Raw genomic sequence first — 17,517 nt, 5'->3', positions numbered from 1 at the left:
ATGCAACGACGACAATATTACGTCCTGAGAAGGCGGCCTGGTGGCGGGGAGCGCGCTAAAATGAAGGCGCGAACACGGTAAAATCATGGTTGTGTATAAAACCGATAGAGCTGTCAGCGAGATTCTTGAGCCGACGGCCGTCTCTCCATCTACGCTCTCCGTCCGAGACGCCTCCAGCGGTTTGCTGAGCCGCCTTCGCTACGCCGATACAGCCAAGCTCGCGCGTTTTTTCTGGTGCCTTTCGATCCTGTCCATCGTGATCTGGAGCCTGATCCCTTCGTACTCGAAGGGATGGGACATTGCTGTGTACAAGAATGCGGTGTTGTCGCTACGCGCCGGTCACGATCCATATGCGGATGCGATCGCAGTACAAGAGGCGTACCAGCTGAATCCACGGGCGTATCAGCCGGGTGTACCCATTCCGTTCAGCTATGTGTATTCGCCGATCACCCTGCCCGTGCTGCGCGCTGTGGGAGCGTTGCCGTTTGCGGTGACGGGCGCGATCTATTGGGCTGTGTTCTTTGCGCTCATCCTGCTTGGACTGTGGGCTACGATGCAGCTGGTGCAGCCGAGTGAGCGTGGCGTGTTTGGGATGCTTGCGCCGTTCGCTATCTTTTTCCCTGGCATGTTGGCCAATGACATCTTTTTCAGCGGGAATGTGGCGTATCTGCTGTATGGTCTGGTGTTTGCCGCGGCGGTGCGTGGCTGGCGGCGGGGCCGCTGGACACTGTTCTACGTCGCGGTACTGCTGGCGGGCTGCTGCAAGACGCCGATGCTGACGCTGCTGGCGATCCCGGTCTTTTCGGCGCGGCGGCAGTGGCTGGCGGCGATTGCGACAGGAGCTGCCGGTATGGCGTCGTTCCTGTTGCAGCCGGTGGTGTGGCCGCAGCTGTTTCATCACTACCTGGAGGCTGTGGAGCTGCAGTTCCGGTTTAACCGGGACTTCAGCAGCAGCCCTGCGGGGCTGATCACGAATGCGTTGTTCTTCCACGTGCCGTACAGGATTACCAGTGCGGTGTCCTACCTGGCCTATGCGGTGGTGATTGTGGCGGTGCTGTTTGCGCTATCGCGACGGTATCTTGCAGGGCGCCTGACGCTGGAGCAGTTTGGGCCGGTGCTGCTGCTGGGAACGATTCTGCTGAACCCGCGGATCATGGAGTACGATATCGCGCCGATCACGATTCCGGTGGCGCTGATCGTGTGGCGGCTGGCGAAGCGGAGCCGGAGCACGCTGCAGGCGACGATATGGATGACGGCCATCTTTGCAGCGATCAACTATCTCGCAGTGCGAGACCATGCCGGGCTGACAAACCCGCCGTGGAAGCTGACCGCTGGGTGCTTCCTGTCGCTGGTGTTCGTGGCCGGGTGCTGGGAGCTGTTTCAGCAGTCGAAGGCGGTGGATGCCGAGGTGAAAACGCACCTTGAGGATGTCATCGAGGTGGCGATTTAGGGCGAACCCATGGCTGGATGGAGAAAAGCCTCACGCAGAGTACGCAGAGAGAAGCGCAATATTTCGGAATGTAAGACCCAGCGGAGTTCTAGTCGGGGGTGTCGGTCTGGAGGAGGTCGGCTTCGATGAGTTCGGGGGTGTAGGTGTAATAGGAGTCGTCGCGCTTCTTCTGCCAGGTGGCGAGGTTGCTGATGGTGTAGTTCCAGACCGAGCTAAGTATGATGCCGGCGAGGCCAGCGAGGTACCAGGGGTGGCCTTCTGCGAGCAGGACACGGGCGAAGATGACGTTGGCCCAGGCACCGAAGGAGCAGGCGATCCAGAATGAGGCCAGGCCCGTGACGAGACGTGCGCCGCGCAGGCTGCGGTCGCGGTAGGTGACGGCGTTGTTGATGAAGAAGTTGCCGGTCATCGCGATGTAGGTGGCGATGGCCTGGGCGAGAAAGAAGCGGGCGTGAAAGGCGTACAGTAGCGTGCCGAGCGCGAGCAGATGCGTGGCGATGCCGACTGCGCCGACCAGCGAGAACATGACGAAGCGGGGCGGGATGGCTGCGCCGAGGAACTTGTTGAGGATGAGGAAGAGGTACTCGACGCCGGTGTTGATGTCTAGCTTGCTGGCGCCGTGCTGACGACAGCGGAAGCAGTAGCCGACCTCGTCGAAGCGGACAGGGCGGACGCTGGAGGCGAAGATGTCGACAAGAATCTTGAAGCCGGTGCTCTGGAGGTGGTGAGCGACCTCCATGAAGAAGCTGCGGGTGACGAGGAAGTAGCCGCTCATGGGGTCGGAGAGATTGCAGGCGCAGACGGCACGGCTGAGCTTGTCGCCGAGACGAGAGAGCAGGATGCGGTGGCTGGCGAAGTCGCCCATGCTGCCGCCGACGGCGTTGCGGGTGCCGATGACGACATCGAGGCACTCGGAGCGGAGGCGCTGGAGCATCTGAGGGAGGATGGACTCGTCGTGTTGGAGGTCGGCGTCCATGACGGCGACGACCTCGGCTGAGGAGCTCATGATGCCTTCGATGCAGGCGGATGCGAGGCCGCGGCGGTGGATGCGCTGGAGGATGCGGATGCGAGTGTCGCGGCGGGCGAAGGAGCGGACGAGGTCGGCGGTGCCGTCGGGGGAGTCGTCGTCGACGAAGATGGCCTCCCAATAAAGGCCCTGGAGGGCGAGATCGAGCCGACGGATGAGCTCGGCTATGTTGCCGCGCTCGTTGAAGGTCGGGATGACGACGGCGAGGTCGAGTCGACGGGCCGCGTGACCTTCAGGAGCCGGGAGTGAGGCAGCATGGTGGTTCAAACAGAGTGCTCCAAGCGGTGCGACTTGGGAAGGGTGCATCCAAAGGGAATCTTCTGCAATATCCAAGGGGTGATGTCCCGCAAGCATACGCCACCGACGTCAATGAGCGGTAGGTGGCAATCAGCTATATAGACGGTTGTAGCCCTGTGGATAATTTCCTGCGCTGGATATTGCGTGCCGGCAGATGGAGGAGCTGCCTGGGTGCGCCTTTGGTGCTCCCGAGGCAGAGAGTTGCTGTAGTTCGAACTGCGGATGTCTTCGCTTTGCAGAACATACAGCCATCCTGCCTTGGCCGAGATGACAGGTTTGTAAGAGAACAGAGGCTGGTTTAGCGGAGGAAGACGCTGAGCTCCTGGGCTGCGGCGCGGAGTGGGGGGAGAAAGCGGGTCTGCATCTCCAGCATAGGCATGCGGGGGGCGTGGCCGGAGAGGTTGACCGTGGCGACGACGCGGCCGTTGCCGGCGTGGACCGGGACGGCGATGGAGCGGAGGCCGACCTCGTACTCCTGGTCGCAGAGGGCGTAGCCGTTGCGGCGGACGTTGCGGAGAGCGAGGCGGAGCTTCTCGATGGAGTTGATGGTGCGGGGAGTGAACTGGGTGAGGACGACGCGGGCGAGGTAGGCCTCAAGCTGGTCCTGCGGGAGCCAGGCGAGCAGGATGCGGCCCATGCTGGTGCAGAAGGCGGGCAGGCGCGAGCCGATGTGGAGATCGACGGACATGACGCGCGAAACCGTTGTGCGGGCGATGTAGACGATCTGCTCGCCGTCGAGCGTGGCGACGGAGAAACTTTCGCCGTAGGTGGCGGACATGCGCTCGAGGATGGGCTGGGCGGCGTTGGCGAGAGTGCTGGAGGCGGTGTAGGTGTTGGCCAGCGTGAGCATCTTGGGACGCAGGGAGTAGCGCTGGTTCTCGTCGGCGCCGGCGAAGCCGAGCTTGACGAGGGTGTAGAGGCAGCGGCGGACGGCGGCGCGGGAGAGGCCGGTACGCAGGCTGAGCTGCGAGATGGTCATCTGCGGCGTCTGCGGCGTGAAGGCTTCGATGACGACGAGGCCGCGGGCGAGCGAGGCCATGAAGTTGGGGTCGCCGGAGTACTGGTTGAGTGCGGTACCGGGAAGGACCTTGACGGGGCGGGCTGGGGCTGCGGGAGTGGCGGCGGGCGACTGGAGGACAGAGGACGGCGGCATGGCTCGGGATCTCCTGGGCCGCAGAGGGAGCCTTGGAATAAGGTTCGATTGCCGCCCTGTATTCACGATAAACGCACGAACGAGTTTTATGCAAGAAAACGCCGAGAGCGAGTGGCTCCCGGCGATGGTGGTTGGAGATAGATTTGTGGCGGCCCACTCATGACCAAGTGCTGTCATGAATGGGGCCTCCGGCATTTGCGGTAGCTATCTATTTGGTGGCGCGGTAGCGGTTGATGAGGTTGGTGGTGGAGGTGTCGTGGGCGGTGGGTGCGGGGGCGGTTGGGGATTCGATTTCGCCGAGGATTTTGGTAGCGAGGACCTTGCCTAGCTCGACGCCCCACTGGTCGAAGGAGTCGATGGACCAGATGACGCCCTGGGTGAAGACGTTGTGCTCGTAGAGGGCTACGAGTTTGCCGAGCATCTCGGGGGTGAGCTCGTTGGCGAGTAGGACGTTCGAGGGGCGGTTGCCTTCGAAGACCTTGTGCGGGACGAGGGCGTCGGGGACGCCTTCGGCCTTTACTTCTTCGGCGGTCTTGCCGAAGGCGAGGGCTTCGGCCTGGGCGAAGACGTTGGCCATCAGCATGTCGTGGTGGCGTCCGAGCGGGTTGACGGCCTTGCTGAAGCCGATGAAGTCGCAGGGGATGAGGCGGGTGCCCTGGTGGATGAGCTGGTAGAAGCTGTGCTGGCCGTTGGTGCCGGGCTCGCCCCAGTAGATGGGGCCGGTGTCGGCGTCGACGTGGGTGCCGTCGAGGGTGACGTGCTTGCCGTTGGACTCCATGGTGAGCTGCTGGAGGTAGGCGGGGAAGCGCTTGAGGTACTGCTCGTAGGGAAGGATGGCGACGGTCTGGGCGTCGAAGAAGTCGGTGTACCAGACGGTGAGCAGACCCATGAGGACGGGCAGGTTCTTCTCGAAGGGCGTGGTGCGGAAGTGGACGTCCATGGCGTGGAAGCCGGCGAGGAGCTTGCGGAAGTTGTCCGGGCCGATGGCGATCATGGTGGAGAGGCCGATGGCGGAGTCCATGGAGTAACGGCCGCCGACCCAGTCCCAGAAGCCGAACATGTTGGCGGTGTCGATGCCGAACTTGGCGACTTCCTTGTCGTTGGTGGAGATGGCAACGAAGTGGCGGGCGATGGCCTCGGTCTGCTTGAGCTTGGCGAGCGTCCAGGAACGCGCGGAGTGCGCGTTGGTCATGGTCTCGAGGGTGGTGAAGGTCTTGGAGGCTACGAGGAAGAGCGTTTCCTCGGGGTCGAGGTCGTGGACGGCTTCGACGAAGTCGGTGCCGTCCACGTTGGAGACGAAGCGGAAGGTGAGATCGCGCTGCGAGTAGTGCTTGAGCGCTTCGTAGGCCATGACAGGGCCGAGGTCGGAGCCGCCGATGCCGATGTTGACGATGTTTTTGATGGGTTTGTCGGTGTAGCCGAGCCACTTGCCGGAGCGGACCTGGTCGGCGAAGGCGGCCATCTTGTTGAGGACCTTGTGGACTTCGGGGACGACGTCTTCACCGTCGACCTTGATGGATTCAGATGCGGGGGCACGGAGGGCGACGTGGAGGACGGCGCGGTTCTCGGTGATGTTGATCTTCTGGCCGGTGAACATGGCCTCGATGTGGGGCTTGAGGCCGGATTGCTCGGCTAGCTCGATGAGGAGCTTGAGGGTGTCGTCGGTAACGCGGTTCTTGGAGTAGTCGAGGAAGATGCCTTCGGCCTCGGCGGTGAGGCGTGTGCCGCGGGCAGGGTCGGACTTGAAGAGGTCGCGGAGGTGCTGGGGCTTGAGGGTTGCGGCGTGCGCGGTGAGGGCTTTCCAGGCAGGGCGCTGGGAGAGGGGAGCGACTTGATCGGGCATGAGGATCTCCTTGGGGTGAGGGACCGGAGTGGTCGTGGCTCAACCCGCCATGAGTATTAGACCATTGTTGGATGTCGGGGCGGTGACGCGGGTTACGGGTTGGGTGACGACGAAGGGTTTCGAAGTCTGGTATACAGCTAACAACCTTATGCGCTTTTCTCTGGTGGGTTTCTTCGCTGCGTTGTCGGTCGTGTGTCTGGAGAATCTGCGGAGGCGTGGTTGGACTATATTGCTTGAGTGTTGATTTCTCAATACGAAGGCGGTCCGATGGTGCATGGGCGAAGACCGAAGATGTTTACTTGAACCCGGTGTGGGGGGACGCTTCGGCACGGGGCTGCATCTATGAATGTGTTGATCTTTAGACACCGCTGGAACTGGCGGGATGATTTTGGTATGTAGCGGGCACGATGTTGCCGGAAAGCATGAGTGGCATGGAATTTCACATCTCCCAATCGATCCGCGAACGGCTGGATCTGGATGACCTTCTCTTCAGCTTCACGGGGAACGTGGTGTTTGCGAACGTGGCCGCGAGCCGCAAGCTGGCGCAGAAGCTGAATACGATGCTGGACGCAGAGGCGAATCCGGAGAAGACGGTGAATGCGGGGGCGCTGTTCGCGATGGGGCTGATTGATGAGCTGAGTCATGCGCTGGTGGCGAAGTACCGGAGAGAGCGTGACCCGGCGGTGATGGCGGAGGGGCTACGGTGGCTGCAACAGAGCGCTCCGAAGGGTGAGGCGGAGAAACTGCTGCTGCGGTTTACGCAGGAGTTTCCGACGGTGGCGGTGTATCGCGGCGAGTTGAGTGCGGAGAAGTGGCTGCAGGGATCGACGGAAGGGCGGTCGAACCGCGAGATTGCGTTTGAAGAGATGCTGCTGCTGTGGCTGGCGAACAGCAATCCTGCGTTTGCGCCGTTCAAGGTGCTGTTTGAGGATGACTCGCTGAAGAAGCAGACGGTGTACAAGGGCGTGACGACAGAGCTGCCGCAGTTCTTTGCGACGCGGCCGCCGATGGACTCGAAGATCGGGACGCTGCTGGACGCGCTGATTGCGCCGATGAAGGCGGCACCGGATTCGTTGACGGCGCAGCTGGATTTTATTGGCGAGCACTGGGCTCCGTACCTGGGCGATGAGTTGAAGCGCGTGCTGCTGGCGATCGATGTGCTGCGCGAAGAGGAGCTGGCTGTCTGGATGCGGTTTCATCCGGCGGGGCCGGACCGGCATCGGCATGGAGCGCCGGGGTTTGGAGGGGAGGGGTTTGTCGGCGATGAGTTTGTGGGGTTCGAGAGTGAGTGGATAACAGGTGCGGATGGTGTGCGACGTCGGCGGTATGCGCATGACTACCAGGCTCCGCTGAATGAGTATGAGGCGTTCAGCGCGGACCAGGCGTGGATGCCGACGGCGGTGCTGATCGCGAAGAGCACGTATGTGTGGCTGGAGCAGCTGTCGAAGAAGTATCTGCGGCACATTCACCGGCTGGACCAGATTCCGGATGAAGAGCTGCAGATACTTGCGGACCGCGGGATTACGGGGTTGTGGCTGATCGGGTTGTGGGAGCGGAGCCGGGCTTCGAAGACGATCAAGCGGCTGCGTGGGAACAGAGATGCGGTGGCTTCAGCCTACTCGCTGAAGGATTATTTGATTGCGGAGGACCTGGGTGGCGAGCAGGCGTATGAAGACCTGCGCTGGAGGGCTTCGCGCGTGGGGCTGCGGCTGGCGAGCGATATGGTGCCGAACCACATGGGACTGGATTCGGATTGGGTGATTGAGCATCCGGACTGGTTTTTGTGGAGGCATGACAGTCCGTACCCGGCTTACAGCTTTGAGGGGCCGGACCTGTCGACGGACAGCCGGGTGGAGATCAAGATCGAGGACCACTACTACGACCAGACGGATGCGGCGGTGGTGTATCGGCTGCGGCATTATCGCGATGGGCAGACGCGGTTTGTGTATCACGGCAACGATGGGACGATGTTTGCGTGGAACGATACGGCGCAGCTGGACTACTCGAAGGCCGAGGTGCGCGAGCATGTGATGCAGGTGATTTTGAATGTGGCGCGGCGGTTTCCGATCATCCGGTTTGATGCCGCGATGGTGCTGGCGAAGCGGCATGTGCAGCGTCTGTGGTTTCCGCTGCCGGGTGCGGGTGGGTCGATTCCTTCGCGCGCGGAGTATGCGATTTCAGACGAGCAGTTCAATGAGCTGATGCCGCATGAGTTCTGGCGCGAGGTGGTGGACCGCGTTGCTGTGGAAGTGCCGGGTACGTTGTTGCTGGCGGAGGCGTTCTGGCTGCTGGAGAGCTACTTTGTGCGCACGCTGGGGATGCATCGGGTGTATAACTCGGCGTTTATGAATATGCTGCGCGATGAGGAGAATGCGAAGTATCGGAGCTATCTGAAGAAGACGGTTGAGTTCGATCCGGAGATCCTGAAGCGGTATGTGAACTTTATGAGCAACCCGGATGAGCGGACGGCGATCGACCAGTTCGGGTCGGGCGACAAGTACTTTGGGACAAGTGTGCTGCTGGCGACGCTGCCGGGGCTGCCGATGTTTGGGCATGGGCAGATTGAGGGTTATACCGAACGCTATGGCATGGACTTCAAGGTGGCACGGCTGGATGAGCATCCGAACAACGATCTGATTGGGCGGCACAACTACCTGATTGCGCCGCTGCTGAAGAACCGCAAGCTGTGGGCGGAGAGTGAGAACTTTTTGCTGTACGACTTCTGGACAGGGTATGGGCATGTGGACGAGAACGTGTTTGCGTACTCGAACATGTATGAGGGGCAGCGTGGGGTGATTCTGTACAACAACCGGTACGAGTCGACGCATGGGACGATTCGTACGTCGGTGGGATACCTGGAGAAGCATACGGGGAACTTCCGGCAGAAGGACCTGGGCGATGGGTTGCGGCTTCCGGGCGAGCCGTGGATGGTGATGGCGTATCGCGATACGGTGCAGGGGCTGGAGTTTCTGCGGCGCGCGAGCGATCTGCGCGAGCATGGGTTGACGGTGGAACTGCGTGGATATCAGCACATGGTGCTGGTGGAGTGGCGGGCGCTGCAGCCGACGGAGGCGTATCCGTGGGATAGGTTGTGCGATGCACTGAATGGTTCGGGTGTGTACAGCGTAGATGATGCATTGACCGAGCTTCGGCTGCAGCCGCTGGTGGAGGCGCTCCATGCGGTGATCAATGAGGCGAATATTCAGTCGTTCGTGAAGGCCGCGCTGGCGAAGGCGGCGAGTGCGCCGGCGGTGGAAGCGAAGTCTGCGGAGGTTGTGAAGGCTTCTGCCGTTGAAGCCGATGCGGTTGTTGACGATGTGGTGAAGGTGACTCCTGCGCCTGTTCTGGAGCCGGGGCTGGTGGCGTTTGTGGAGAGCGTGCGCGGGTTCCGCGAGACGGCGATGCGGCTGGCGCGGCCCGAGGTGCTGGAGGATGGCTCGTCTGTGTGGGCGATGGAGTGCAGCACGGGAGCCAAGGGTGAGAGCTGCGCTGCGATGGCTGCGGCGGCGCTGCAACTGCCGGAGCTGGTGATGAAGTTTCCTGAGGCGCTGCAGAGCGCGGCGCGGGCCATGCTGCCTTGCCAGGGGATGCATGGGCACGCGGCGCAGATGTGGGCGCCCGTGCTGGCGTGGATCGCGGTGCGGGCGCTACCTTCACCGGCGGCTGCGTTGGCGGTCTATGACGAGTTGCGGCTGCGTCATGCGCTGGCAGAGGTGTTCTCCGCCGTGGGCGAGACGGGCGAACAGGTGTGGCGCGAAGCGGCGCAGGTGCGCGTGCTGTTGCTGATGAGCACGTACAAGTCGTGTTCGGAGGCGGTGGCTTCGAGTGCGTTCTGGAGTGATGGCGATGTGCGGTGGCTGACGGGCGTGCAGGAGACAGGCGAGGTGGAGACCGTCGATCTCGATACGGTGGTAAAGGTGGAGCGGTTCGAGCGCGAGAAGCTGGAGGCGTTTGTGTGCTGGCTGAAGCTACCAGCTCTGTTGGCTGCTTCGGAGAGCTGCTCGGCGCAGGCTTCGGAGCGGACGAAGGCGGCGAATGAGGTTACAGCCATCGCTGCGAATGTGACGTATGCGGCGAAGGTTGCGAAGTATGAAGTACGGCGGTTTCTGGAGCAGATGGCGCTGGGAGCACGGTCACCGAAGCGCAATGTGGTCGAAGAGGATGATGCCGCGTCGGTGGTCGCGGATGAGCCGGTTTAGGGGAGAGGAGTAGAGATGTCGGCTCAGGTGGCGTGTTCTACGTTGGGGGAGTAGAAGGCGGCGCTCTGGAAGCCGGCTTCGGCCTCGCGGGCGTAGCTGATCATGTGGTGCGCGACGAGGGAGACGTGGATGACGTCTTCGATGTCGAGTTGCTTGAGGCAGGGCCATGCCATCCTCCAGAAGATCTTGCGGTAGTTGGAGAAGATGCCGACGCGGACCATGAGCTTGGCGAGGGTACTGAAGCCGCGGTAGATGTTCGCGAGGCTGATTTTTCCCGCGGGCGGGATGGCGATGCGGTTGGGGTAGGTGTGCTGCTGGTTGTAGGCGAAGCGGCGGTAGATGGCCTCGGGTGCGAAGGCGGTTGAGAAGGTGCGGCGCCACATCGCTACGACGTCGTTGTAGGGAAGCTTGAAGTCAACATTCGATTCGCGGCCTGTTGCGTCTTCGATGAGGCGGCCTTCGTCCTGCAGGCGGCGGTAGAGTGGGGTGCGCGGCAGGGCTTCGAGCAGGTTGATGGTGAGGACGGGGATCTTCGAGGCTTCGACGAATTCGAGGATGCGGTCGGGGGTTTGGTAGGTGTCGGTGTCGAGGCCCATGATCATGCCGCTGACGACTTCGATGCCGTAGCTGTTGAGCGTCTGCACGGCTTCAAGGAGCGGGATCTCGTTGTTTTGCTGCTTGGACATGGCTTTGAGGGCGTCGGTTTCGGGCGTCTCGATGCCGCAGAAGATGGTCCAGAAGCTGGCTTCGCGCATCATCTCCAGGAGGTCGGGGGAGCGGACGATGTTGAGGGTGGCTTCGCAGGCGAACTCGAGGGGATATTTGTTTTTCTTCTGCCACTCGATGAGGTGGGGCAGGAGTTCTTTGGCAGCCTTGCGGTTGCCGACGAAGTTGTCGTCGACGAAGTAGACTGCGCCGACTGCGCCGCCGGCGACGATGGCGTCCAATTCTTTTAGAATCTGCTCGGGTGTTTTGAGGCGTGGGTTCTGGCCGTAGAGCTCGGGGATGTCGCAGAACTCGCAGCGGTAGGGGCAGCCGGAGGAGAACTGGACGTTGGCGAGGAAGTAGTTGTACATGCCGGCGAGATCGTAGGCCGGGGTGGGGAAGTCAGAGAGCTTGAGGCGCTCGGCAGTGGTGAAGACCTGCTGGGTTGCGGGGCGCTGGGTGCTGCGTGCGATGGCGGCGATGAGCTGGTTGGTGGCGTCTCCGAGCTCGCCGATGTGGAGGTAGTCGAAGTCGGGGTAGTACTCTGCGCAGCCAGAAACGGAGGGGCCGCCGAGTGCGGTGGGCTTGTTGAGAGCGTGGGCGCGCGCGTTGATCGAGTTGATGGCGTTGCGCTGGATGTGCATGCCGCTGACGAAGACGGCGTCGGCCCAGGCGAAGTCGCGCTTGCGGGCGGGAGCGACGTTCTCGTCGATGAAGCGGACTTCCCAGTGCTTTGGGAGATAGGCTGCGATGGTGAGCAGTCCCTGCGGGGGCATGAAGGCCTTGACGCCGAGCAGCGGGTAGGCGTTGTTGAAGGTGCCGAAGCTCTTGGTGTAGCGAGGGAAGACGCAGAGGATGCGGCGCGTGATGGCTGCGACATCAGGCGGCAGCGGGGCAAGTCCAGTCGATGCTTCGCGAATAGGGACGAGTTTCATACCAGACTGTGTGATGCAATCTGACAGACTGCGGTAATGGGTGCGTGATTCGGGCTACGTTTCGGGGAGCCTTGAATGCCTTCAGACATCCTTCAGGGGCTAGTCCTGATGCGTTTAGCGTTTGGGCCGGCACGACTGAGGTCATGCCCCTTCAAAGCGGGCCACTCATCTGAACTTACCTTATCGCTTAGTGTACGAAATCGTGCGCTTGGAGGAGGAGCGCGAAGGGTGAAAGAATAGAGACATGATTACGGCGCAGGAACTCGAGAGTATACCCATCTTTGCTTGTCTGGAAGAAAACGAGCGGCAGCGGTTTGCCGAGCGCGCGGCCGACGTGAAGCTGGCGGCGGGCGAGTGGCTGGTGCGTGAGGGGGAGACGGCCCACTTCTTTGTGCTGCTCGATGGAGAGATGAAGGTCGTCAAGGAGATCCTTGGGCAACAGCAGGCTATTGCCGAGTACAAGCCGGGTTCGTTCTTTGGGGAGATCCCGGTGTTGCTGCTGGCGCCTTCGTTTGCGTCGGTGAAGGCGAAGACTCACGCCCGTGTCGCCCGTTTTGATCCACAACTACTGTTTGAGCTGATCCATACCTCCGAGAAGTGCAGTGCCGTGATCCTGCAGACGATGACCGACCGTTTGAGTGGGGTGGGCGAGTTTGTGCGTGAGACGCCGTCGGCGCGGGTGCTGATTATTGGCACGCAGTATGACGAGGACTGTCGCGAGATTCGTGCGTTCCTGTCGGCGAACCGAATTCCGTATGAATGGATCGATCAGGCGCGCGACGCAGACCGCGTGCCGGTGTGCATGCTCGACCGCTCGGGTGAGCCGATTCTTTCTCCGGCGATTGTGGTGGACCGGGAAAGCTGCGTGAAGGTACCGACGGTGCGGAATGTGGCGGAGGCGCTGGGGATCAACACGAAGCCGAAGCAGCAGGAGTACGACGTGGTGGTGGTTGGCGCGGGGCCGGCGGGGCTGGCCGCGGGGGTGTATGGCGCGTCCGAAGGGTTGAAAGTGCTGATCGTGGAGAAGTCCGCGTGCGGCGGGCAGGCGGGGACGAGCTCGCGGATTGAGAACTACCTAGGGTTTCCGAATGGTGTGTCGGGCGATGAGCTGGCGGACAAGGCGTTGAAGCAGGCGCAGCGGTTTGGCGCGGAGATTGCGATGACGCGCACGGTGGAGTCGATGTTCCTGCTGGAGAACGGGCGGCACTGCATTGAGCTCGACGGCGGCGACCGGGTGACGTCAAGCGCGGTGGTGCTGGCGACGGGTGTTGAGTGGCGGAGGCTGGATGCGGAGGGCGTGGACCAGTTCCGTGGACGCGGCGTGTACTACGGCGCGTCGCGGGATGAGACGGTGAACATCATGGGCAAGAAGATCTTCATCGTGGGCGGCGGCAACTCGGCGGGGCAGGCGGCGATGTACTTTTCGCACTACGCGAGCGACGTGATTGTGCTGGTGCGCGGCGAAGGGCTGACGCTGACGATGTCGCAGTACCTGATTGACCAGCTTGGGAAGCAGAAGAACATCAAGATCTCACCGTACACGGAGGTGATCCGCGCCGAAGGTGAGGACCACCTGGAGCGGGTGACGTTCCGGAAGCGGGTGCCGGGCGAGGCGGAGGTGATCGTTACGAAAGATGTGGATGCGTTGTTCGTGATGATCGGTGCGAAGGCCAACACGGCGTGGCTGCCGAAGGAGCTACAGCGGAACAGTGCAGGGTACATCTGCACCGGGCGCGACCTGACGACGTGGCGAGAAGCGGCGCGGCCGGCGTTTCCGCTGGAGACGAACCTGCCGGGGGTCTTCTGCGCGGGCGATGTGCGGGCGGAGTCTATCAAGCGCGTGTCGAGCGGCGTGGGCGAGGGGAGTATGGCGATCGCGTTTGTTCACCAGTACCTGGCGTTGGAGAGCAGGGGATAGGGGAGAAGCAGGGAGTAGGGAATAGGGAGTGGGGAGTAGAAAAGACGGGTCGGTTACGGCTTGCAGGGTGGGGAGGGGTGTGGCTGTTTCCTCTGGGTCTGTGGTGGAGGTGAGGTCTTCTATTGGAGGCTCTGCGGGGATGAGGTATTCGATGGTGGGTTCGGGTTCCGGCTCGGCGGTGGAGACTTCCATGTTGCTGAGGCGATTGATGAGGCTGGCGAGGACGCTGGTGGTGCCGTTCTGGGGGATTTCGGCGGGTGGAGCGAGGGTGCCGAGGGCGGGGTCTTCGGTGAGCTCTTCGACGTAGGTGGCGGTCTGCATGGGGTTGGGATTGCGGGGCAGGTTGAGGCTGGCGATCTGGAGTCCGTAGAGGAGCAGACCGGCGCGGCGGGGGTCGAGGTCGTTAGAGGCGATGCGCTCGAGGACCTGGCCGAGGGCGAGTTGGATACCGGAGCGGTCGGCGATCTCGCTGGAGGGAAAGGTGTAGGTGCCGAGGCGGGACTTGCGGGCGGCGGCGTCTTCGATGGGGCGGCGGGTGGTGTGGTGGTGGTAGCAGAGCGGCTCGTTGCGGAGGCAGGGCGAGCCGCAGCGGCGGCCGTCGGGGAAGATGTGGCGGCACTGGTAGCGAGTGGTGTCGTCGGCGGGGATAGGGGCGAAGTAGGTGGGCATGTTTCCTCGGTTCAGCAAGTAGTTAGTAAGTAGCAAGTGGGGTAGCCCCGGTGGTTTGGGGGGTAAGATCCGGAGCTGATTGGGGTTAGGGGTGGATGGCAGTTAAATGCGGACGCCCCGGCTGGGCCGAGGCGTGGGGACGATTGCGGATTTTTCCTTCTGGTTCTATTGTACGGGGTGTGTCAAGAGGGCGCCGTTGTAAGTGGTTGTTATATTGGGGCTTGCCGATTATTTTGTATTTGCTCGAGAGCGAGCGGGCCGAACTTGTGGTTCGAAGATGATGCGGAGCCTGGAGTGAGTTGCTTTGGCAAATCGCTCCAAGGTTCGAGTCGATGGGCGGACTCTTCCGCTTTCAAGGCGAGCCACGACGGCCTGTGTGGTTCCCATGGCTTCGGCGACCTGAGCCTGCGTCATGTCTGCTGCGGTTCGAGCCTTGATAAGAGACGAGGCGAAGGCGAACTCTTCTTCCAAAGCATCGTAGGCCGCCGCATACTTAGGGTCTTTCTTCCATTGTGCGAAGGAGTCTTCAACAGGGATGAACTTGCGCTTCATTCGACCTCCTTTGCCCGTTTGAGGGCTGTTTCGATCTCGCGACGGGGCGTTTTCTGGGTCTTCTTGGTGAAGACATGTACTACGACAATCCGTTTGCCAATCGCGGTCACGTAGACGGCACGAGCGATACCGCTTCTTCCCTTCATGCGCATCTCCCATAGAGCTCCTTCGAGATGCTTTACATAAGGTTCGCGGACGCGCTCGAGACCATGCGACTGAATGAGTTCTACGATTCGTTGGAAATGAGCACGCATGTCCAGCGGCAGAGAGTCAAACAAAACTTTCACATCCTCATCAAGAAACTCCACGATCCAGGACATGGAGAAACTATATACCTTTTTTGCAATATAAAGCTAGAGGTGCCAGGGGATATTGATGACCATGATGCGCTGGATGCCTCTTAGGAGTATGAGGAGTTTTAAGATCGGGCGCGCTGGTTGTGGAGAGGGCCTGCCACGAGTGTTTTACGACGAGCGCGGGGGTGAGGATGGCGGCGATCCATGCGCCGTCGGCGAACTTGGCTACGGGGAGCGTGATGCTGGTGGCCACGATGGCGATAGCGAGGCAGTCAGACAGATGTTTTGCGAACTGCACAGAGGGTTGTTGCGTACTGGCTACAATATTCCGCGCAGCCGTGCGTTAAAGAGGCAGACACGGTGATGAGACGCGGCGCGAGGACGAGATGGGCGGCGAAGAGCTGATGGGCGAGGGACTGGCTGGCGCGAATTTGACGCGAGCAGAACAGGACCGGTTCATTGCAGAGGCGATGGAGCGGGACGAACCGAAGCTGCGGAGGTTTATCCGCAGGCGGGTACTGGATACGGCGGATGCGGAGGACGTGCTGCAGGACGTCTTCTATGAGCTGATCCAGGCGTACCGGATGCTAAAGCCCGCGGAGCAGGTGACGGCGTGGCTGTACCGGGTGGCGCGGAACCGGATCGTCGACCTGTTTCGGCGGAAGAAGACGGTGTCGTTGAATGAGCCGGCGGGCGCGTCGAGCACGGAGCATGATGCACCATCGCTGGAGGACCTGCTGCCTTCAGCCGATGCGGGGCCGGAGGCGGTGTATGCGCGGGAGCTGCTGTTCGAGGCTGTCGACGAGGCGTTGGAGGAGCTGCCGGAGAACCAGCGTGAGGTGTTTATCGCGCATGAGTTTATGGGCAAGAGCTTCAAGGAGTTGAGCGAAGAGACGGGCGTGGGTGTGAATACGCTGCTCTCGCAGAAGAGGTATGCGGTGCTGCATCTGCGGAAGCGGCTGCAGGAGATGAAGGACGAGTTCGATAGCTGAAGGGAAAGTGAGGTGATCGCTGTGCGTATTGTGGCAAAGGTTGTGAAGGTGGCGCTGTTCGTGGTGCTGGGTGTGATTGTGTTCGGCTTCGTGACGAAGGAGCTGTGGAACTGGCTGATGCCTTCGATCTTTGGGCTGCGGGCGATCACGTTCGCGCAGGCGATTGGGCTGGTGTTGCTGGCGAAGATTCTGTTCGGCGGCTTCCATAAGCATGGGCATGGGCACTACGGCGGCGGCAAGCGGTACTGGAAGAAGCATATGGAAGAGCGCTGGGCTTCGATGAGCGAAGAAGAGCGTGCACGGTTTCGTGAAGGGATGCGCGGGCGCTGCGGGTTTGGGCGCGGTGAGCGGCCGGCGAATGAAGCAGCCGCACAGTAAGCGCGCTATGACAGAGACGAGTCAACACGTTGAGGAGAGAAGTGATGATGGACTTGAGAGAGAGACTGGAGAGAGTTTTCGAACAGCGAGTGTTGCCGACGGTGCAGGATGCGCGGATGGAACGGATGTCGCTGGCTGAACTGCTGTATTACGCGCTGGTGGAGAGTGGCGATGACCATGGACTGCTGGCGGATGGGTTGATGCTGGCGTAGTGCTTGTGTACTTCGCGTTGAGAAGCAGGTTCCTTGTTGGGTTTCTGACGGGCAATTTAGAAGAGCAAAGACCTTCACGCAGAGTGCGCGAAGTTTTTAAAGAAAGTTACGCAATGTAAAACAAGCAACGACAACAACAGAAGCAAGACGAAGAACGAGAGTCGCGTGAATGCAAAGCCCCTCCTGGCGGAGGGGCTCTTTTTGTTGCGCGGTGCGTTGCGGCTAGGGCTCGCGGGGGGCGCTGGCTGGGGGGATGATGGCGTTCATGCGGAGGTACTCGACGGCCTGGCCGTACTCGTCTTCGGCGTGGGCGATGGCTCCGGCGAAGGCGGTGACGCGGGTGGCGTTGGAGCCGGGGCGGCCGGGGACGGCGTCAAACGCGTTGGCGGTGGTGACGTTGGCGACGGCTTTGTGGGCGAAGGCGAAGGTGTCGGCGAGGGCTTTGAGGATGTCGTCCTTGGATTTGAGCTCGCCGATGGCTTTGACGTCGACGTCAGGCTTGATGCCTCCGATGATGGAGAAGTAACGGTAGTTGGCCTGGATGGTGTGCGTGACGATCTGCGCGTAGGTGCGGACGCCGTCGTACTTGACGGCCTGCGAGGGGACGAAGATGGCCGCCGAGGGGGCGAAGCTGTACTTGTCGGCGGGCATGGCAGAGGCGGCGCCGGTCCAGAGCTTTTCGAGCGAGGAGACGGCGGCGTCCATGGACTTGGCGGGGTCGACGGGGCCTGAGGGCATGGCGGGTGCGGACTGCACGTGGGCCACTCCGTCGTTGTAGAGCGATTTGTGTGTGGGACCTTGTGCGCTGGATTGCACGGCGATGGCACTGCACAGAGACAGTGCCATAAAGAGGCTGGTGCGCTTGAGGGACATGTCAGGAGCTCCTGTGTG

At 61.6% G+C, this 17,517-nt stretch carries 13 protein-coding genes; 6 read left to right on the top strand and 7 right to left on the bottom strand.

From position 1 onward, the window contains the following. Nucleotides 1–85: 85 nt before the first annotated feature. Nucleotides 86–1,450: a glycosyltransferase family 87 protein gene (locus tag GOB94_RS02730; protein ID WP_182277395.1), complete on the top strand. Its 1,365-nt coding sequence runs from the start codon at nt 86–88 to the stop codon at nt 1,448–1,450. An 88-nt stretch (nt 1,451–1,538) separates the two neighbouring features. Here GOB94_RS02730 and GOB94_RS02725 read toward each other — a convergent pair whose 3' ends face one another. The 3 genes from GOB94_RS02725 to pgi all read right to left on the bottom strand — a co-directional run bounded on the left by GOB94_RS02725 (nt 1,539) and on the right by pgi (nt 5,770). Beyond that, nucleotides 1,539–2,744 carry a glycosyltransferase family 2 protein gene (locus tag GOB94_RS02725; RefSeq protein ID WP_220464983.1) on the bottom strand — a complete coding sequence of 402 codons (1,206 nt, stop codon included), beginning with the start codon at nt 2,742–2,744 and terminating at the stop codon, nt 1,539–1,541. Between the two features lie 328 nt (nt 2,745–3,072). Then, nucleotides 3,073–3,927 carry an IclR family transcriptional regulator C-terminal domain-containing protein gene (locus tag GOB94_RS02720; protein ID WP_182277393.1) on the bottom strand — a complete coding sequence of 285 codons (855 nt, stop codon included), beginning with the start codon at nt 3,925–3,927 and terminating at the stop codon, nt 3,073–3,075. Between the two features lie 208 nt (nt 3,928–4,135). Continuing rightward, nucleotides 4,136–5,770 (bottom strand): glucose-6-phosphate isomerase, encoded by a 1,635-nt coding sequence (pgi, locus tag GOB94_RS02715; protein ID WP_182277392.1) that lies wholly within the window; start codon nt 5,768–5,770, stop codon nt 4,136–4,138. 431 nt (nt 5,771–6,201) lie between these two features. Here pgi and GOB94_RS02710 point away from each other — a divergent pair, with 431 nt between their 5' ends. Next, the gene (locus tag GOB94_RS02710) at nt 6,202–9,969 is read left to right on the top strand and encodes an alpha-amylase family glycosyl hydrolase (protein WP_182277391.1); all 3,768 of its coding nucleotides are present in this window, start codon (nt 6,202–6,204) and stop codon (nt 9,967–9,969) included. Between the two features lie 23 nt (nt 9,970–9,992). On the opposite strand, the gene GOB94_RS02705 is transcribed toward GOB94_RS02710, so the two are convergent. Further along, nucleotides 9,993–11,609 carry a B12-binding domain-containing radical SAM protein gene (locus GOB94_RS02705; protein ID WP_182277390.1) on the bottom strand — a complete coding sequence of 539 codons (1,617 nt, stop codon included), beginning with the start codon at nt 11,607–11,609 and terminating at the stop codon, nt 9,993–9,995. 244 nt (nt 11,610–11,853) lie between these two features. On the opposite strand from GOB94_RS02705, the gene GOB94_RS16990 reads away from it, so the two are divergent. Further along, nucleotides 11,854–13,527, top strand: a complete 1,674-nt coding sequence (locus GOB94_RS16990; protein WP_182277389.1) for an FAD-dependent oxidoreductase — start codon at nt 11,854–11,856, stop codon at nt 13,525–13,527. An 897-nt stretch (nt 13,528–14,424) separates the two neighbouring features. On the opposite strand, the gene GOB94_RS02695 is transcribed toward GOB94_RS16990, so the two are convergent. Continuing rightward, a complete protein-coding gene (locus tag GOB94_RS02695; RefSeq protein WP_182277388.1) occupies nt 14,425–14,748 on the bottom strand; it encodes a helix-turn-helix transcriptional regulator in 324 nt (107 codons plus the stop codon). Then, nucleotides 14,745–15,068 (bottom strand): type II toxin-antitoxin system RelE/ParE family toxin, encoded by a 324-nt coding sequence (locus GOB94_RS02690; RefSeq protein WP_182277387.1) that lies wholly within the window; start codon nt 15,066–15,068, stop codon nt 14,745–14,747. The genes GOB94_RS02695 and GOB94_RS02690 overlap by 4 nt, the downstream gene beginning before the upstream one ends. Before the next feature lie 362 nt (nt 15,069–15,430). Between GOB94_RS02690 and GOB94_RS02685 the strand changes: the two genes are divergently transcribed. Genes GOB94_RS02685 through GOB94_RS02675 form a run of 3 tightly spaced genes read left to right on the top strand, consistent with a single transcriptional unit; the run spans nt 15,431 to nt 16,626 of the window. Further along, nucleotides 15,431–16,036: a sigma-70 family RNA polymerase sigma factor gene (locus GOB94_RS02685; RefSeq protein ID WP_255484178.1), complete on the top strand. Its 606-nt coding sequence runs from the start codon at nt 15,431–15,433 to the stop codon at nt 16,034–16,036. Between the two features lie 12 nt (nt 16,037–16,048). Then, nucleotides 16,049–16,414, top strand: a complete 366-nt coding sequence (locus GOB94_RS02680) for a hypothetical protein (protein WP_255484177.1) — start codon at nt 16,049–16,051, stop codon at nt 16,412–16,414. Between the two features lie 44 nt (nt 16,415–16,458). Continuing rightward, nucleotides 16,459–16,626, top strand: coding sequence for a hypothetical protein (locus GOB94_RS02675; RefSeq protein WP_182277386.1), 168 nt, complete (start codon nt 16,459–16,461; stop codon nt 16,624–16,626). Between the two features lie 222 nt (nt 16,627–16,848). Here GOB94_RS02675 and GOB94_RS02670 read toward each other — a convergent pair whose 3' ends face one another. Then, nucleotides 16,849–17,499 carry a DinB family protein gene (locus tag GOB94_RS02670; RefSeq protein ID WP_182277385.1) on the bottom strand — a complete coding sequence of 217 codons (651 nt, stop codon included), beginning with the start codon at nt 17,497–17,499 and terminating at the stop codon, nt 16,849–16,851. Between the last annotated feature and the right edge of the window lie 18 nt (nt 17,500–17,517).

The sequence above is a fragment of the Granulicella sp. 5B5 genome, from assembly GCF_014083945.1.
Lineage (GTDB): Bacteria > Acidobacteriota > Terriglobia > Terriglobales > Acidobacteriaceae > Granulicella.
The sequence above is the reverse complement of the archived record's forward strand: the minus strand, read 5'-3'. Positions and strand labels throughout refer to the sequence as shown.

What these genes read in the sequence shown, in the direction of transcription:
- GOB94_RS02730 (WP_182277395.1), top strand. Translation starts at nt 86, where the DNA reads ATGGTTGTGTATAAAACCGATAGAGCTGTCAGCGAGATTCTTGAGCCG.
- GOB94_RS02720 (WP_182277393.1), bottom strand. Translation starts at nt 3,927, where the DNA reads ATGCCGCCGTCCTCTGTCCTCCAGTCGCCCGCCGCCACTCCCGCAGCC.
- pgi (WP_182277392.1), bottom strand. Translation starts at nt 5,770, where the DNA reads ATGCCCGATCAAGTCGCTCCCCTCTCCCAGCGCCCTGCCTGGAAAGCC.
- GOB94_RS02710 (WP_182277391.1), top strand. Translation starts at nt 6,202, where the DNA reads ATGGAATTTCACATCTCCCAATCGATCCGCGAACGGCTGGATCTGGAT.
- GOB94_RS02705 (WP_182277390.1), bottom strand. Translation starts at nt 11,609, where the DNA reads ATGAAACTCGTCCCTATTCGCGAAGCATCGACTGGACTTGCCCCGCTG.
- GOB94_RS16990 (WP_182277389.1), top strand. Translation starts at nt 11,854, where the DNA reads ATGATTACGGCGCAGGAACTCGAGAGTATACCCATCTTTGCTTGTCTG.
- GOB94_RS02695 (WP_182277388.1), bottom strand. Translation starts at nt 14,748, where the DNA reads ATGAAGCGCAAGTTCATCCCTGTTGAAGACTCCTTCGCACAATGGAAG.
- GOB94_RS02690 (WP_182277387.1), bottom strand. Translation starts at nt 15,068, where the DNA reads ATGTCCTGGATCGTGGAGTTTCTTGATGAGGATGTGAAAGTTTTGTTT.
- GOB94_RS02685 (WP_255484178.1), top strand. Translation starts at nt 15,431, where the DNA reads ATGGGCGGCGAAGAGCTGATGGGCGAGGGACTGGCTGGCGCGAATTTG.
- GOB94_RS02675 (WP_182277386.1), top strand. Translation starts at nt 16,459, where the DNA reads ATGATGGACTTGAGAGAGAGACTGGAGAGAGTTTTCGAACAGCGAGTG.
- GOB94_RS02670 (WP_182277385.1), bottom strand. Translation starts at nt 17,499, where the DNA reads ATGTCCCTCAAGCGCACCAGCCTCTTTATGGCACTGTCTCTGTGCAGT.